Below are 15,329 nucleotides of genomic sequence, written 5' to 3' on the forward strand. Positions count from 1 at the left end.
CCGCACGGCGGCGCGGTGCACGGGCGCCCGCTACTGCCGGTGCGCCGCCCGCCCCCAGTGACGCCTGAACAAGGGGCGGCGCCGGGCATGACGGGCGGTCGGGGGCCTGGTGACCCAGCGGTCCTCGACCTGGTCCAAGCCGTAGAGCAGCACGCTGAGCACGGGGAGCAGCAGAAGCGCGATGATGATCACTGGAGGGCTCCTCCCTGCGGACGGTGCCGGCCGAGTGCCCCTGCCCTCGCCGTTCCAATGCCCGCGTGTTGTGAAGTTCCTGTGACCGCGCGTTGGACGTCCCCCTTCACCGGCTTCGCTTACCGTTCTCTTGACATGACCGAACGTCATGATCCGGACACGGAGAGGAGGCGGGAGGCGTGGTGGGCGGTGCGGGCCGGCGAACGGGCGAGGGACGCCGGGCCGGCGGCACGGTGCTGGGCAGCCGTCCGGCGTACACCGTGCGGCTCCCGGCGGTCGCCCGCTCCGAGCCGGACGGACCGGCGGGCGGGCGGGTCGTGCCATGGTTGCGGTTCGCCGCGGCCTACGCCTGGCGTCTGATCCTCGTCGGCATCGTCGTCTACGGCGTCTTCACCGTCCTCGGCCGCTTCCAGCTCATCGCCGTCGCCCTGTTCCTGGCTCTCGTCGTGACGTCCGTCCTGCGTCCCCTGGCCGACCTCCTCAGCCGCGTCCTGGCCAGGCCCCTCAGCGTCGCCGTCGCGCTCGTGGGCAGCCTGCTGCTGCTGCTCGGCCTGTTCGCGCTCGTGGGCAACGCGGTGGCGGGCGAGTCGGGCACGCTGGCGAACGAGTTCCGCGGCGGGGTCCACCGGATCGAGCTGTGGCTGCAGCGTCCGCCGTTCCGGCTCAGCGCGGGCCGGCTCGTCGACCTGCAGCGCCAGGTGACGCACTACATCGCCGCGCACCGGTCCGCTCTGCTGAGCAGCGCCGTCTCTCAACTGGGCCGGGTCGTCGAAGTGGTCACCGCCGGCGCGCTCGCGCTCTTCGCCTCCGTCTTCTTCATCCACTCCGGCGAGCGCATGTGGAGCTGGGCACGCGACCAGCTGGTGCCGAGCGGGGCCCGCCCCGCCTGGGACCGGGCGGGGCGGGCGGCCTGGCGGACGTTCGCCGGGTACACGCGCGGCATCATCATCGTGGCGGCCACCAACGCCGTACTCGTGGGCATCGCCCTGCTCGTGCTGCGGGTACCGCTCGCACTGCCACTGACGCTGCTGGAGTTCTTCGCCGCGTTCGTGCCCCTGGTGGGCTCACCGGTCGCGCTCGGGGTGGCCACGGTGGTCGCCCTGGCCGGACGCGGGCCGCTCACGGCGATGGCCGTGCTGATCCTCATCGTGGTCATCGGCCAGCTCGAGGGGCATGTGCTGCATCCCCTGGTGATGAGCTGGGCGGTCCGGCTGCACCCGCTCGTCGTCGCCGTGTCCGTCATCGCGGGCAGCATCGTCGCCGGGGTGATCGGAGCGGTCGTGGCCGTGCCGTTCATCTCGGTGATCTGGGCGGTGCTGCGCGCGCTGCGGGCGGTCCCGCCGTAGCGGACCGAGGCGCGGAACGGGCCGGGCGCGGGCCCCGGGCGGCAGGCGGTGAGCCGCGCCTCGGGCCGGTACCACGGCCGCGCTCCATGGCCGACGGCGCCGTACGAGGCGTAACCGGCACGTCGGGGGCTACCCGGGGCCGCATGAGAAGGACGTGGCAGGCGCTGCGGCGTGATCTGTCGGCAGCGGTGACGGGGGTGCGGCTGGCCTGTGCGGGGCCGTGCCGGGAGCGGGACCTGGCCGTCCAGGCCGGGAAGGCGGCGCTGGCCGCGTGGGTGGCCTGGGCCGTGGCGGGCTGGTGGCTGCAGGCGCCCGTGGCGTTCGTCGCGCCGTGGGTGGCGGTGGTCCTGGTGGAGTCGACCGTGTACCGGTCGATCGCGCACGGCCTGCAGCAGCTGGGAGCGATCGCGGCCGGCACGGTCGTGGCCACCCTGGCCGGACTGCTGCTGGGCAACACGGTGGCCGCGATGGCGCTGGTGCTGCCCGTCGTGATGCTGCTGGGCCACTGGCGGCGCCTGGGCAGCCAGGGCATCTACGCGGCCACCGGCGCCCTCTTCGTCCTGACCGGCGGTTCTGTCGCCCTGGCCACCTCCGCGGCCCGGCTCGCCGAGGCGCTGTTCGGCGCGCTGGTCGGCATCGCGGTGAACGCGCTGATCCGGCCGCCGGTGTATCTGCGCGACACGCGGGCGGTGCTGCGGGACGCGTCCGACGAGGCCCACGACATCCTGCGTGCGGTGGCCGACGGGCTGGCCGGGGGACGCTGGGACGCCGAGGAGGCCGGCGCCTGGCACGAGCGGGCGCTGCGGTTGCGCCGGCTGGTCGAAGAGGCCCACGCCGCGGTGGACCGGACCCGGGAGAGCCTCAGGGTCAACGTGCGCCACCGTACCGGCGCCGCGCCGCTGCCCGGCAAGGGGTACGACGACGCCGTCGTGGTGCTCGACCATGCGGCCGTGCACACCGCGGGCGTCACCCGGACCGTGCTCGAGGCGGCCGCCGAGGACCGGTCGGCGCCGCGCCCGCACCCCGAACTCGCCCGCCGCTACGCCCGGTTCCTGTGCCAGACCGCCCGTGCGCTGCACCTCTACAGCCACAGCCGGTTCGCCCGGGCGAGCGACGAGGGACTGCGCGAGGCAGTGGCTGAACTGCGCGGCACGCTGCAGGAGCTGCGCCGGGACCTGGCCCGTTCGGCGACGGGCGATCCCGACGAGGTCGCCACCTACGGCGCGCTGCTCGCCCAGGCCAACAGACTGGCCGACCGGTTGGTCACCTCGGCCTCGTGAGGAACCGGGGTGCCCAGACGGGCCCTAGACCCGCGGCGCTTCCCGCATCCCGAACTCGGCGGGTCCCACGGTGAGAAGCCCGTCGGTCAGCGGACGGCAGCGGACTCCCCCGCCGCCGCGCAGCGCCCGCTGCGCTCCGGGCCCCAGCGTGGCGTCCATCCACGCGCAGGGCCGGGCCGCGCTGCGCACCTCCAGTTCCACGGGTCCGGTGCCGCAGTCGAGGAAGACCGTCGCGCCGATGCAGGCGTCGATGTCCACACCTCGCAGCAGCACGTTGCGCCGTGTGCGCGTCAGGTCGGCGGCACCGGGCCCGAGGCGGGGCAGGCGCTCGACGGCCATGAGGGTGATCGACGCGTTGCGGTGGGCGGGGCGGTTGAAGTACCGGTCCCCGACGATGCCGAGGCCCGCACGGACCTCGGCCGTCGGCACCAGTTCGTCGCGCGGCAGCTCGGGCACACCGTCACCCGGCCGGCCCGCGAGCCGGTGCATCGGCGAGACGAGCAACTGAACGTTTTCCACGTGCGGCACGCCCCGAGCCTAGGGCCTCTCTGTCGGATCTCGCCGGGGGCACGCGCCCTGACCAGCGCTCCGCACCGCCTCACCGGCGCCGCCCCGCAGCAGCAGCCGGCCGCTCGCTCCGGCCGCCAGGAGTCCGGCCACCATGGCGATCAGGCTCAGGCCGGGTCCGGAGGACCAGTCGACGTGGGAGGCGCGGACGCCCAGGACGAGCGTCATGGCGAGGGCGGTACCGGGCAGGGACAGCAGGGCGGCCCGGGTGCGGTCGAGGTCGTCCTCGGCGAGGGAGCCCAGCACCCCCACCCCGAGGGCGAGCGCCCAGACGCCGAGGACCTGGGCGTCCACACGGTTGGTGTGCCAGGGCACGAAGCCGGGGCGGAGCAGCAGCCCGGTGCCGATGCCCAGCCAGGACGAGCCGAGCACGGCGAGGGGCGGCTTGGACCAGCCGGGGAGCGGAGCGGTGCGCGGGACGGCAGGACCGGAGGGGCCGAGGAGTTGCCCGGCGAGGCAGATCACCGCCCCCACACACAGCAGCCCCAGGGTGAACAGCCGGCCCAGCCTGAACAGGACGGAGACGATCGAGCCGCCGTGGGCGAGGTACGGCTGGCCGGCGTTGAGCAGGCTGACCGCGAACAGCCCGGACAGGACCACGGCGAGGGGCAGGACGAAGGTGCGCCGCCCCGCGCGCCGTACGGTCCGCGAGCAGCCCGATTTGAACCTGCGTGGGCCGTGAGGCCCGACCGTGGGGCGTTGTCCGTCAGGACGGCGGCGGCCTCGTTGGAGATGCCCTCGGGCAGATGCATCAGGTTGACGTCGGCACACGGCACCGCGAGGGCCTCCGCCTGGCTGCCGGGAAGCTGTGCGACACAAGAGGGAGCTGGTCCGATACGGCTCATGGACGCGGTGGGTCCGCTCATGCCCCGTATCGCGTGTCGCGCTTGCTCCCGTACGCGAGGCCGGTGGCGACGATGCGACGTACGGTGAGCTCATCGGAGGCCAGCTGATCACCATGTGACATGGGGGCAGGCAGGCCACCCACGACTCTGGTGTCAAGTCTGGTCAAGGAGAGCGCGATGGGAATGTACGAGGACATCTTCCGGGCCAGCCTCGAAGACCCGGAGAGCTTCTGGCTGCGGGAGGCGGAGGGCGTCGACTGGGAGGAGGCGCCGTCCCGTGCCCTGGACTCCTCGGGCGCACCCTTCTATCGATGGTTCCCGGACGGCCGGCTCAACGTCTGCTTCAACGCGGTGGACCGGCATGTCGAAGCCGGCCGGGGCGAACAGCCCGCACTCGTCTACGACTCCCCGGTGACCGGCACCCGGCGCACCTACACCTATGCCCAGCTGAGGGATGAGGTGGCGGCCTTCGCCGGGGCACTCGCCGGGCTCGGTGTGGAGCACGGCGACCGGGTGGTCATCTACATGCCGATGGTCCCCGAAGCTGCCATCGCGATGCTGGCCTGCGCACGCATCGGCGCCGTCCATTCGGTCGTCTTCGGGGGGTTCGCCCCGCCCGAACTCGCGGTCCGTATCGACGACGCCACCCCCAAGGTGATCGTCTCCGCTTCCTGTGGCATCGAGGGCAAGCGCGTCATCCCGTACAAGCCGCTGTTGGACCGCGCGATCGAACTCGCCGGGCACAAGCCGCAGAAACGGGTGGTCCTGCAACGCCCGCAGGAGCGGGCCGAGTTGGGTCCGGACGACCTCGACTGGGCCGACCTGGTCGCCGATGCACCGCCGGCCGCTTGTGTTCCCGTGGCCGCGACCGACCCCCTCTACATCCTCTACACGTCCGGAACGACCGGAAAACCCAAGGGAGTCGTCCGCGACTGCGGTGGGTCTGCGGTGGCTCTGCACTGGTCGATGGGCGCCGTGTACGACATCGGTCCCGGCGAGACGATGTTCACCGGGTCCGATGTCGGCTGGGTCGTCGGGCACTCGTACATCGTCTACGGGCCGCTGCTGGCCGGCGCCACCACCGTGCTGTACGAGGGCAAGCCCGTCGGCACCCCGGACGCAGGCCAGTTCTGGCGGGTCGCCGCCGATCACGGCGTCAAGACCATGTTCACGGCACCCACCGCCTTCCGTGCCATCAGGAAGGAGGACCCGAAGGGCGCCCTCACTGCGGACTACGACCTTTCCCGCCTGCGCTACCTCTTCCTCGCCGGCGAGCGCCTCGACCCCGAGACATACCATTGGGCGAGCGCCCTCCTGGACATCCCGGTGATCGACCACTGGTGGCAGACGGAGACAGGCTGGCCGATCGTCGCCAACCCGGTCGGCATCGAGGCCGCCCCCGTCAAACCCGGCTCGCCCACCCGTCCCCTGCCGGGCTGGGACGTCCGGGTCCTCGATCCGTCGGGGCAGCCCGTGCCGGCGGGCGTCGACGGCGCGATCGTCGTGAAGCTCCCTCTGCCGCCCGGTTCGCTGCCCACCCTCTGGAACGACGACGCCCGCTTCGTCGCCTCCTACCTCTCCGCCTACGACGGCTACTACCTCACCGGCGACGGCGGGCACATCGACGAGGACGGCTACGTGTACGTCATGGGTCGCACCGACGACGTCATCAACGTCGCCGGACACCGACTGTCCACCGGCAGTATGGAAGAGGCCCTGGCCGCTCACCCCGACGTCGCCGAGTGCGCCGTGATCGGCGTCGCGGACTCCCTCAAGGGGCAGGTCCCACGCGGCTTCGTCGTCCTGAAGGCGGGCGCCACCCGCGACCCGAGGGAGGTCGAGGCCGAACTGGTCCGGCTCGTACGCGAGCGCATCGGTGCCGTCGCCTCTCTCAAGGAGGTCGCCGTCGTGGCCGCCCTGCCCAAGACGCGCTCGGGAAAGATCCTGCGCAAGACGATGCGCGGTATCGCCGACGGCCTCGACGAACCCATCCCGTCCACGGTGGACGACCCGAGCGTCATCGAGAGCCTGCGCCCGCTTCTCCACCGCCCCGATCACACCGGTTGAGCCCGCTGCCCGAACCGGCGGTCGGCCACGCCCGGGCGGCGACATGGGCCGGCGCGACTCCCCGACGCGCTTGGCGATGTGGTGGTGCGGGAATGTCCTGGTCGGCCGATGCTGACAGTTTGCTCAGCGGTTTGGAAGTGGCCTGAACTGCGCTAATGCGCACAGGGTTCGCTACGTTCTGGTACTGGATGGGAGTCCTTTGGGTGACAGCCTGGAAGTTCCGGTAGAAAGCGGAGGGGCTCATCCCGATCAGCTCTGTTGCGCGGTTGATCAATCAGGCGCACCAGCCGCACGGCGGCGTCCAGCAGCTCGTCCGAGGCATTACTGAAGGCGTAGACAGGTGCCGCGGCGGCATCGGTGTCGGCAATGGTGGCAGGAGCGGCCCGCAGCATCACCTCAACAACCTCCGAGGGCTGCAGACGCAGACACAGACACAGACCCAACACCGGCCGTCAGCGGCATGGCGATGGATACGACCAGGTACCGCCCGGCACGGTAGTCGTACACATGCCCGGCCTGCGAGGCGGGACTCGCCTCGGCCGCGATGCGGGGCGGTGAGGTGCGCGTGAGGCTGATGCCATGTCGGGACGCCGCGTCATCGCTTGCCCGCCGTCGGGGACGGGTCTCCGCAGGGTGTGCACCGACGATCAGTTGCTCGGCACGGCTGCTCGGCATGGCCAAGGAGGCGCGCCGCCTGGATGAGGCGGCGCTCACCACCCTCAGCGAGATTCTCGGCCAGAGCCATCCCCTCACCCTCGTCTGCGCCATCAACCTCGTCAGCGACCTCGCCGCGCTCGGCCGAACCGAAGAGGCGCGGCACCGCGGGAAAGCCGCGCTGGATCTGTGCCAGGCCGCCTTCGGCGAGAACCACCCGACCGCAGGCCTGCGCCGGGAAACTTGGCACTGGACCTCATCACCACGGAACCCGAGACGGAGGTGCCGGGCTGGCACAAAGTTCGCCGATGCGCTCCTTGAAGCCGCTCTCAACGGCACTCGCCTCCCGCACGCCTCGCGCACCCCACCCCACCACCAGTTCGCGAAAGGCCCACGAACCAACTGCGACGTCGACCCACTACCGCTATGACCGGCACCTGTACACGTCAGGGGCTCGATTCGAGAGACGAGTGGATCTGAGGAAGAAACAACTTCCGTTGGTCCGACTCTATTTGACGGAAAAGCACTCCTGGCCAGGGTGGTGGGCGGAAGGGTGATAGCAGGCACGCAGGTTTGACGGGCGGCTCGCGGCGATCATGGTTGTGGTGACTATTTTCGCGCCTGCTGATTGGGACGCCTTCACCAGGGTTTGAGCGTGCGCGCCGGGACCTGCGATCTCGATAAGGGAATTGGGGTGTGTATACCAGGCACGGATCCAGCCGGCTTGGCAACTGGGGCTGAGGCGGACCTCGAGCCGGGTGCCGTCGGCTGCGGTGTGGGCGGCGAGAGTGGTGGGATCTTCGCAGGCAGTGGTAAGGGGGTTGCGGCCGTCGCAGGAGTGCAGCCGGCAGATCGGGGGGTGGGTGGTCGAGGACGGGCTGGCGGTGCGAGAAGCGTAGATGAGGGCGGCGGGACTGAGCATGGCGGCGCACATCAGGAAGACCACAGCCCAGCTGGTCTTAGGACGCTGGGCAAGCAAAGCAGAGGCGGCTAGCAGGAATCGCCGGGAGCGCCGGACGGTTCGTGGGCCTGGCTGTAGGTCGGGCGTAGTGGTGTGCGCGCCGACAAGCAGCGGGGCCGTGCGGCCGAGGTGAGTCTGCAGGGTGTCGCCTCGTCCGCTCCACGCCGTGTCCGCCTGCTCCCACCGGTCGAGGAATCTGGCCTCGTCCTGCCGGGCGGCGCGGCACAGCCCCTGGATGGCATGCCGGGGCGGGAACTGCTTGCCGTTGAGGTAGCGTTCCCACGACGACTTGCTGATGGCGGTGGCCTTGGCCAGCTCCTCCAGATTCAGGCGGCTGCGGTCTTTCAGCTCGCGCAAGTCGGTGATCAGGTCCATCCACGCAGCGGGCAGGGTCTGGTGCGGTACCCGCCAGCGGGCCGTTCTTCGTGAGTACCGCACTGTGCCTGGCCCTTCTCGCTCGTCGTGCTTCATTGCACGTGGCGCAGCAACGCCCACGTCTGCTCGCCGACGATTCCGTCGACGGGCACGTGGTCTTGCCGCTGGAGGCGCTTGATCTCTGCTTCGGTGTGTGCGCCGAGGTAGCCATCCACGTCCCCCGGGGACAGCTTGTGCCGCAACAGCAGACACTGCACCTCCGCGGCGTCGGGGCCGGTGTTGTTGCGCATGACCAGGCGGGAGGTGGTGGTGCTGTTCCCGGCGAACAGCAGATCACCGTGTCGCTTGTAGGTGCAGGTGTACTTTCCGACACCTGCGGCCGTGCTTTTCTGGGGGTCGTCTGCGGCGGTGTTGGCTCGCCAAGGGCCGACGATCAGAAGGATCGAGACGATCGCGGACAGCAACAGCGCACCGGCAGCAACGCATAAGGCGGCAATCCGAATCTCTGGCCCGTCATGGGGTGGTTCCGGTGGTGCTGTCCCAGCGTCTACCGAGGTTGCTGGCGTAGTGTTCCAGCTTGCTGCCGCGGCGTCGCGCAGCGTGAGCACGGGGGTGGCGTCCGTGCCGGCCAGCTCGGCCAGGGCCTCAATGGCCGTTGCAGGCGGCAGTGCCTTGCCGTTGAGGTACCGCTCCCATGACGAGCGGCTGAAGGGCGTCTTCGCCTGGAGCGACGTCAAACTCAGCCCGCTGTGGTCCTTCAGCCGTCTTAGCTGGCTGACGAGTTGACGCCCCTGCTCATCCAGCGTTTCGGGTAACGCGCTCCACCTCATGATGCTCCCCCGACAGCATCGTGCCTCCGTTCCACCAGACCGCGTGCAAGATCACGGTCCAGGGTTCAGGAATGAGTATCCTCTCGTCCGGACCTGCCAGTCACGTAGCGATCCGGTCGGCACGCGAGCAACACAAGCTCCATCGCCGACGTCCCGGGAAGCGGCAGCGCGAACCGCGTTCCTGCAGGCCACGGGCTGGGATGTCCCGAGACGTCTCCGCCTGTCCCGTTCGGCTGGCCACCAACTGGGCCCATCGAACACGCTCGTCGCACACCACGCCCCGGTGAGGAAGCTGCTCACACGGCCCAGAACTACCCGCCCTGCGAGTGCGTGGGCCGCTCCGGGACGAGCCGGCGTCCGGTGCAGCCGAGGACCGAGCGCGCCTCTTCACACCGCTGCGAAACCGGCTCACCACGGGACTGGGAGAGCCGATAGGAGCACACGCCGGGGCTCACAGAATCGAGCCAGAGGTGGACATGAGACAGCGCGGCACACGACGAGAAGAGCTTTTGGCCCCAAGGAAACTACCCGGCGCCGCGCGGTGGCTCATTGTTGCCGCAGCCGGGGCGTTACTCGCTCCCCTGGTGGCTGTCAGCAGCGCAGCTGCGGCGCCAGGGGAGCGAGCCACCGTGTCCCTCCAAAACGAGGCCCTTCCAGGCCACCCCGTCCGCTTCCTTGCCGGTGACACCGCCGCCAAGGCTGCGCAGTCAGCTCGGCGCACCCACGCCGTCATCCGCGTCGATGCCCCCGCAGGGTCCCCGTCCAGCGCCGCAGCCGACGGCGTGCGGGCCGCCCTCTCTTCGGGGGCCGACCCGAATGCGCAGCAGCGGGCGGCGGCACGTTCCGGTCAGGGGGCAGGAGCGGACGCCGGCAGGCTCCAATCACTCGCGGCCGGACTCCCGCCGCACATCAGCCTGGGCGACTGCCGCAAGCAGAAGACACGCGGCAACGGCGCCGGCAAGTACCACGGCTGGGTTCGGGACCACTACTCGTACTGCCAGTGGGACACGATCACCTACAGCATCTACGACGCGTCCAACACCCGGTACTTCGGCAGCGTCAAGTTCCGTGCGACGCTGGTCGGCTGGGGCTCGCGTAGCAACGACCCGGCCACCGGGCGCATCGCCGGGTTCCAGCTGGCCGTCGACAAATTCTCGCCTCCTTACCTGGACGGCAACGCGGGCAAGGGCAAGATTGTGGAGTTCAATCCGGGCATCGTGCTCGGATCACAGCTTGAGGTCGGGATGGAATGCCTCGGGGATCCGAACCCCGCCACATCCTGCGCCCGGCGCAGCGGCGACTATCGGGTCGCGCCCGTCTCCATCTGGATCGCGCAGAGCCGGCTTGGCCGCAGCACGTTCTCGTACTCGTTCGGCTCCGACGTCTCGACCGGCGACCCGAAGACCCGCGAGAAGCTGGCGGCCGGGTCGTTCGCCGGGATCTTCCAGCCGTACAGCCAGTCGACGACGAGCCGCATTCAGGCGTGCGAGTCGGGCAAGGAAGAAGTGGCCTGTACCACACCGGACTTAGTCCGCTTCGACTCCGCGCGCTACCTGTGGACGCCTCGGCTCCAGACGCAGGGGTTGGTGTTCAAACAGGGCACGGTCTTCCCGCGCGTGCTGCCGTTCCTGCGGTACCACACCAACCCCTCGTACGGTATGCAGCAGGCGGCCCAGCACATCCTCGACGCGTTCACTGCGCCGGCGAACACCGACCCGAAGTGGCCGGGTAAGACGATCCCGGGCAAGTGGCCGGGCAAGGACTTCGTTCCGGGTACGCGCGGCGACTTCCTCCATCGCATGGTGGGGAATGTGAAGGCAACCCGGCAGAACCGCTACTACGCGAAGAAGACGTGCATCGCCGTGTCGGCGCCGGATGACTACGTTGTCGACCCCGGCACGGGGCTGCGCAGCCGCGAGTGCGATGAGTTCCCATTCGCGTCGACAGAGGAAGGCGCGGCGGCGCGCGACAGCAACGGGAACCTGTTGAACCGTTACTCCGCGCGCGCCATCAACGGCCCGCAGAACCGGGCGGGGGGCAACGAGCTCGCTGACTGGTACGCCCTCGACCGCATACTGGGCGGCGACGTATTCAGCATCGACGTGGTGAACGACGCCAGGTCTGCGAGGTCCACCGGATCTCCAGCCTCCATGACCGCACCGGCCACCGCGACTGCTGATGCAGGTACCACACCGGCGGCCGATCCGGCCGACGACTGGCACGGTCCGGTCCAGCTCTTCACCGAGGCCAACGAATACGCGTTGGCGGTCGCCGAGGCCGGCGGCTCCGGCACTCGGATCGTGGAGTGGCCCGACCTCGACAGCAACGAGCAGTGGTGGTGGTTCGAGGACGGGCCGGGCGGTACAAGGATCCTACACCCGGCGCACGACACTTCGCTCTGCCTGGACGACTCAGGAAGTACAGCAAACGCCAGCCCGCTTAGGGTCGCCACCTGCAACGGCACGACCGCGCAGGAGTTCGTGTTCGACCCGGTGTCTGGGACGCGTCAGGACTTCACCCTGCGGCCCGCCTCGGACCAAGCGCAGTGCGTTGATGCGCTGCAACAGAACGAGGGTGACGTTCCGCAGCTGTGGGCATGCAGCGGAGTCCCGCAGCAGCGCTGGGAGTTCGCCGAGGACAACTGACGGCGGACGCCTTTCACTCCGGCCAGTATTGCACCAAGTACCTCTCCGCCCCGGGCCCCTCCTCGTCGATGTCGACGAAGTCGTCCGGGGCGGTGCGCCCCGCCGCCCGAGCCCGCACCGCGTAAGGGCCAGGGGGCATCATCGGAAACCCGGCCGAGGTGAACGCCGGGCCGCCCGGGCCCATGTCGCCGGCGAACAGCTCATCCATGGCGTCCCATCGGCCGCACGACTCCCACCCCCACCCCGACTCCTGTTCGTGATCAACCGGCGGCTGCGCATCCCACCCCTCTATCGCGAGCGTCACCAGTTCGCCGCGCGTGATAATCAGCAGCTGGTCCCCTCCCGGCCATCGAAACGCCTCGGCCTCGGGCTCCCGTTCCCGAGCGGACTCGGCTGCCAGCAGCTCCGCGTCCCCCTGCTGCGTCGCATCCCCCACCAGCATTTCGTGGCTGTCCGCGCACACCACGGCCTCCACCCGAAACAGCCGCATCGCTACCCCCTGCGAATTGTCAGCGGTCAGTTTGCCCCCGCGCTCCCGGCACAACTTGTCGGTGCGGCTGATCAGCCTTGATCACACCGCAGCGTCGCGAGTCAGAGCGGAAGTATGCCGAGTTCCTGCATGGCGCGGGAGGGTGGTCCGCCTTCGGAACTTTCGGCCTTTGCCCGCGATGTGGAGTACGGCCGGGTAGATGGTCGCGGTCTGCTCGTAGGGGGTGGCAATGCCTCGCCACTGTTTCGAGCGGTTGACGCAGCGATCAACCGTGTTGCGCGCTGCTTGTATGCCTCGCGGTCGAACGCGAGTGGCCTGCCGCCGTGGCTTCCGCGGCGAAGCCGGTGGCCGCGTTGATCGGCCGGAGCGGGGATCACGCGCGGATCCCGCGGTGGCGCAGGTGCTCGCGGACTGCTCGGGAGACTTCTCGCTTGGCGTCGAAAGCCGCTTGCGGCTGGACGGCGAGACAGTCGAGGCCGTGGAGCGCGAGTCTGGCCGCCGGGATGGAGGTCATCCTCAAGGAGGATCGCAGCCTGCCGGTGCGGATGAGTGTGCGGGAACTGCTGACCGCTGAGCGGGTGGTGCCCATCCCTATCGCTTTGGCCGATTGGCATCCGACCCGGAGTTGTCGTGGAGGGTGAGTACGACCACGGCCGCACTCTCAAGGCCAGCAACGGGCGCATGGTGACCTGTGAGGACTACGCCGGATGGCGCTGGAACGCCTGGCGACGTCGCCTTTAGCGGCAGAACGGGCACCATGCGGTGCCGGCGTAGCCTTACCGGCAGGCTACGCTGCAGCCGTAGACGTGGCAGAACAGACGGTCGGCGCTGGTCGGCGCCGCCCGGCGGAGCCAGTGGCTGGTGTCGACCGCTAGCACCCGGCGCGCGTCGGGGGCCTGCGGCATGGGGAGACCGGCCGGCACCTGCCGCAGCCGGGGCACATCGACGTGTCTCACGGTTCATGCGTCGTACATGGCCCCGCGCCAGTGCTCGGCCACCAGAGTCAAGTCCACCGGCGAGGTCACCGGCCGGTCTGCACAGAGCAACGCGTCCACCAGCTCTAACAGTTCATCCCCGCGAACGATCAGGCAGTCGAATAGGTCGTCCCGGAAGCGTGACGCGTTCGCGACACTTCCCCGGGACCGGCATCAAGCAGCAGACTCACCTACACGGTTCGTCTTGATCGGTGCGCCTTGGTCGGAGCATATCGTCGGACGACGGCCGCTCCGGCGCCGGCGAACGTCCAGGTGAGCGGCCTAGTTCGAGGCTCATTTCGACCTCAGACCTCTAGAGACAAGCTCAGTGTTCTTCGTCCACGCTTGCGTCGTCCAGTTCCAGTAGCACGTCCGCCACCGGGAAGTGGGTCTCCAGCGCGGCCCGAAGGATGGCCAGGGCGTCGCGTATCTCGGAGATCTGGTTCCGTGGCTCTCGAACTTCGAGGTACTCCACCACACTGGGGTAGATCTCGGGGCCCCAGTCCTGGGCGGTGGGGAACGCCACCTGGGGCCAGTGAGCACGGTCGGCGTCCGGGGGCGGCTCACTGCGTGCCAGGTGGCTGGGTTCGAGGGGCAGCCGTCCTCCGCGAGTTAGCCGAATGAGACCGTCGAGTGCGTTGGACTTCTCCCCGACGAACGGCCCCAGTTTCATGTACGCATCGCTGCTCACCACGTGGAGGGCAGCGCTCCTTTCCCGCAGAACCGCCTTGATCCGGTTCAGATCGGCCACCTGCTTGGTCGCCAGCGGCGTCAGCCGGTGTCCGTAGCGCGGCGCATCGGGATCATCCCGCCGGACCGCCGCTACGTAATCCTCAAGCCGCTGGACGATCTCATCGGCGGTCATCATCGCCTCGCTGAGCCGCACATAGATCATGAAGAGGGCTGCCCCGAGCCGCCGCCGCCTTGCATCATCTCGAATGCCCCTGAGCCCCGGTAGCCCCTGGCTCAGTGCCTCGACCAGCACCTTGATCAGCTCGATCATGATCTCCCCGCCAGCCCCGCATCAAGTCAACCAGATCGTATGGGCTTCCACCGTCGCTCAACTTGCGAATCAGACTTTGGCCAAGGTCCGTCCGCCTGTCCGGCAGCTCCCAGATGAGTGAGCCCGTACGACCCGCCAAGCGGTGGCCGAGGTTGACGTACAAGCTGAGGGAACGATCTTGAAAACCGTCGTGGCGCGAGTCACTGTGGGTTCAAATCTCACACCCACCGCCAGGTGAGCGGCCCCTGACCAGGTAAGTCGGTCAGGAGCCGTCGTGTGGGGCCCTGCCCATGAGTGGCCGCTGTTTCCCGCGGCTCCCCGTTGGATCGGGCACGACCGGGGCACGGCTTCCCATTGCGAGACCGCCCCTCGACGTGAAAGCAGCGGATCTTGTGCACCGTCCGAGTGTTCGATACAACGGCCCTGTGAAGAGCGATTCCCCGAAGGCACGGTGGACCAAGGACGAGGCCGGAGCATTCTTTGCCGCCACAACCGCCTTCCTCTTCGTTTCCGAGCCGGTTCAAGACGCCGCGGATCAGCTGGACCACGTGGAGTACGCCCACGTCGCCGCCGCTCTCGTCAGCTTGGCGGTTGCAGTCCTCGCGTACTGGCTCGGGCTGCGCGCAATGAGGAAGCGTCCCTGACGGTTACCCGCGTCGGTTGAGCGGTGCTGGACGTGCCAGTGACCGCGAACATGTGAGGTCGGCGTAGCGACTTAGGCCAGGAGTTTCAATGACCGAGTCAAGGTCATAGGCTGCTCCACCAGCGCGGGCGGCACCTCGTCTCGGAGATCGTTTGTGCCTCAGCCGACGAAAGTCAGCCACGACGGCGGGCACGCCGACCGACCAGGCGCGCGTGTGTCTCGCTGCACCCCCGCCGACCTTAACCACGCTGCCGGCTTTGTGGCCTCGGGCTGAGTCAAGCCGTCTGCGTGATGGGCGGGGTGGGAGAACCTCTTCGGCGTCAGCCAAGTCCGCCCGCACCCACTTGAGTTCGGCTTCGAGATCCTCCACCCGCACTACCGCGGCCTTCCGCCGCGCTTCCAGAACCGCCCGCATCGACGGCATCCGACACCCCCACGGCAACTTGATCAGCAACGA

General features: G+C 69.4%; 15 protein-coding genes and 1 pseudogene. 6 read left to right on the forward strand and 10 right to left on the reverse strand.

Annotated features, from left to right (window positions below):
* Nucleotides 1-30 precede the first annotated feature (30 nt).
* The gene (locus tag AC07CM_RS27815) at nucleotides 31-192 is read right to left on the reverse strand and encodes a hypothetical protein (RefSeq protein ID WP_478879169.1); all 162 of its coding nucleotides are present in this window, start codon (nucleotides 190-192) and stop codon (nucleotides 31-33) included.
* Between the two features lie 179 nt (nucleotides 193-371).
* Here AC07CM_RS27815 and AC07CM_RS27820 point away from each other — a divergent pair, with 179 nt between their 5' ends.
* Both AC07CM_RS27820 and AC07CM_RS27825 read left to right on the forward strand, forming a co-directional pair.
* The gene (locus AC07CM_RS27820) at nucleotides 372-1,538 is read left to right on the forward strand and encodes an AI-2E family transporter (protein WP_478879170.1); all 1,167 of its coding nucleotides are present in this window, start codon (nucleotides 372-374) and stop codon (nucleotides 1,536-1,538) included.
* 143 nt (nucleotides 1,539-1,681) lie between these two features.
* A complete protein-coding gene (locus tag AC07CM_RS27825; RefSeq protein WP_478879171.1) occupies nucleotides 1,682-2,818 on the forward strand; it encodes an FUSC family protein in 1,137 nt (378 codons plus the stop codon).
* 24 nt (nucleotides 2,819-2,842) lie between these two features.
* On the opposite strand, the gene AC07CM_RS27830 is transcribed toward AC07CM_RS27825, so the two are convergent.
* Both AC07CM_RS27830 and AC07CM_RS27835 read right to left on the reverse strand, forming a co-directional pair.
* Nucleotides 2,843-3,346 (reverse strand): molybdenum cofactor biosysynthesis protein, encoded by a 504-nt coding sequence (locus AC07CM_RS27830; protein WP_478879172.1) that lies wholly within the window; start codon nucleotides 3,344-3,346, stop codon nucleotides 2,843-2,845.
* Nucleotides 3,347-3,355: 9 nt separating this feature from the next.
* On the reverse strand, nucleotides 3,356-3,985 hold the full coding sequence (locus AC07CM_RS27835; protein ID WP_478879173.1) for a hypothetical protein: 630 nt from the start codon (nucleotides 3,983-3,985) through the stop codon (nucleotides 3,356-3,358).
* Nucleotides 3,986-4,407: 422 nt separating this feature from the next.
* Between AC07CM_RS27835 and AC07CM_RS27840 the strand changes: the two genes are divergently transcribed.
* Complete coding sequence (locus tag AC07CM_RS27840) at nucleotides 4,408-6,297, forward strand: propionyl-CoA synthetase (protein ID WP_478879174.1); 1,890 nt, start codon at nucleotides 4,408-4,410, stop codon at nucleotides 6,295-6,297.
* Nucleotides 6,298-6,449: 152 nt separating this feature from the next.
* Here AC07CM_RS27840 and AC07CM_RS27845 read toward each other — a convergent pair whose 3' ends face one another.
* Nucleotides 6,450-6,743 carry an AraC family transcriptional regulator N-terminal domain-containing protein gene (locus tag AC07CM_RS27845; protein WP_478879175.1) on the reverse strand — a complete coding sequence of 98 codons (294 nt, stop codon included), beginning with the start codon at nucleotides 6,741-6,743 and terminating at the stop codon, nucleotides 6,450-6,452.
* A gap of 227 nt (nucleotides 6,744-6,970) precedes the next feature.
* On the opposite strand from AC07CM_RS27845, the gene AC07CM_RS27850 reads away from it, so the two are divergent.
* The gene (locus AC07CM_RS27850) at nucleotides 6,971-7,381 is read left to right on the forward strand and encodes a tetratricopeptide repeat protein (RefSeq protein WP_478879176.1); all 411 of its coding nucleotides are present in this window, start codon (nucleotides 6,971-6,973) and stop codon (nucleotides 7,379-7,381) included.
* A gap of 78 nt (nucleotides 7,382-7,459) precedes the next feature.
* Here the strand turns inward: AC07CM_RS27850 and AC07CM_RS27855 are convergent, their stop codons facing one another.
* Nucleotides 7,460-8,287: a helix-turn-helix domain-containing protein gene (locus tag AC07CM_RS27855; protein WP_478879177.1), complete on the reverse strand. Its 828-nt coding sequence runs from the start codon at nucleotides 8,285-8,287 to the stop codon at nucleotides 7,460-7,462.
* Nucleotides 8,288-8,379: 92 nt separating this feature from the next.
* On the reverse strand, nucleotides 8,380-9,117 hold the full coding sequence (locus tag AC07CM_RS27860) for a helix-turn-helix domain-containing protein (protein WP_478879178.1): 738 nt from the start codon (nucleotides 9,115-9,117) through the stop codon (nucleotides 8,380-8,382).
* A gap of 629 nt (nucleotides 9,118-9,746) precedes the next feature.
* Between AC07CM_RS27860 and AC07CM_RS27865 the strand changes: the two genes are divergently transcribed.
* Complete coding sequence (locus tag AC07CM_RS27865) at nucleotides 9,747-11,762, forward strand: ricin-type beta-trefoil lectin domain protein (protein ID WP_478879179.1); 2,016 nt, start codon at nucleotides 9,747-9,749, stop codon at nucleotides 11,760-11,762.
* A 13-nt stretch (nucleotides 11,763-11,775) separates the two neighbouring features.
* Here AC07CM_RS27865 and AC07CM_RS27870 read toward each other — a convergent pair whose 3' ends face one another.
* The 4 genes and pseudogenes from AC07CM_RS27870 to AC07CM_RS27885 form a co-directional block, all read right to left on the reverse strand.
* On the reverse strand, nucleotides 11,776-12,252 hold the full coding sequence (locus tag AC07CM_RS27870; protein WP_478879180.1) for a hypothetical protein: 477 nt from the start codon (nucleotides 12,250-12,252) through the stop codon (nucleotides 11,776-11,778).
* Nucleotides 12,253-12,625: 373 nt separating this feature from the next.
* Nucleotides 12,626-12,766, reverse strand: coding sequence for a hypothetical protein (locus AC07CM_RS27875; protein ID WP_478879181.1), 141 nt, complete (start codon nucleotides 12,764-12,766; stop codon nucleotides 12,626-12,628).
* A 277-nt stretch (nucleotides 12,767-13,043) separates the two neighbouring features.
* Nucleotides 13,044-13,340 (reverse strand): annotated as a pseudogene (locus tag AC07CM_RS27880) (transposase); the annotation flags it as partial.
* A 211-nt stretch (nucleotides 13,341-13,551) separates the two neighbouring features.
* Entirely contained in the window at nucleotides 13,552-14,229 is a 678-nt protein-coding gene (locus AC07CM_RS27885) for a hypothetical protein (RefSeq protein ID WP_478879182.1), read from the reverse strand.
* Nucleotides 14,230-14,654: 425 nt separating this feature from the next.
* Here AC07CM_RS27885 and AC07CM_RS27890 point away from each other — a divergent pair, with 425 nt between their 5' ends.
* Nucleotides 14,655-14,873: a hypothetical protein gene (locus tag AC07CM_RS27890; protein WP_478879183.1), complete on the forward strand. Its 219-nt coding sequence runs from the start codon at nucleotides 14,655-14,657 to the stop codon at nucleotides 14,871-14,873.
* The last annotated feature ends 456 nt before the right edge of the window (nucleotides 14,874-15,329 follow it).

This window comes from Streptomyces sp. NPDC044061, assembly GCF_056434305.1.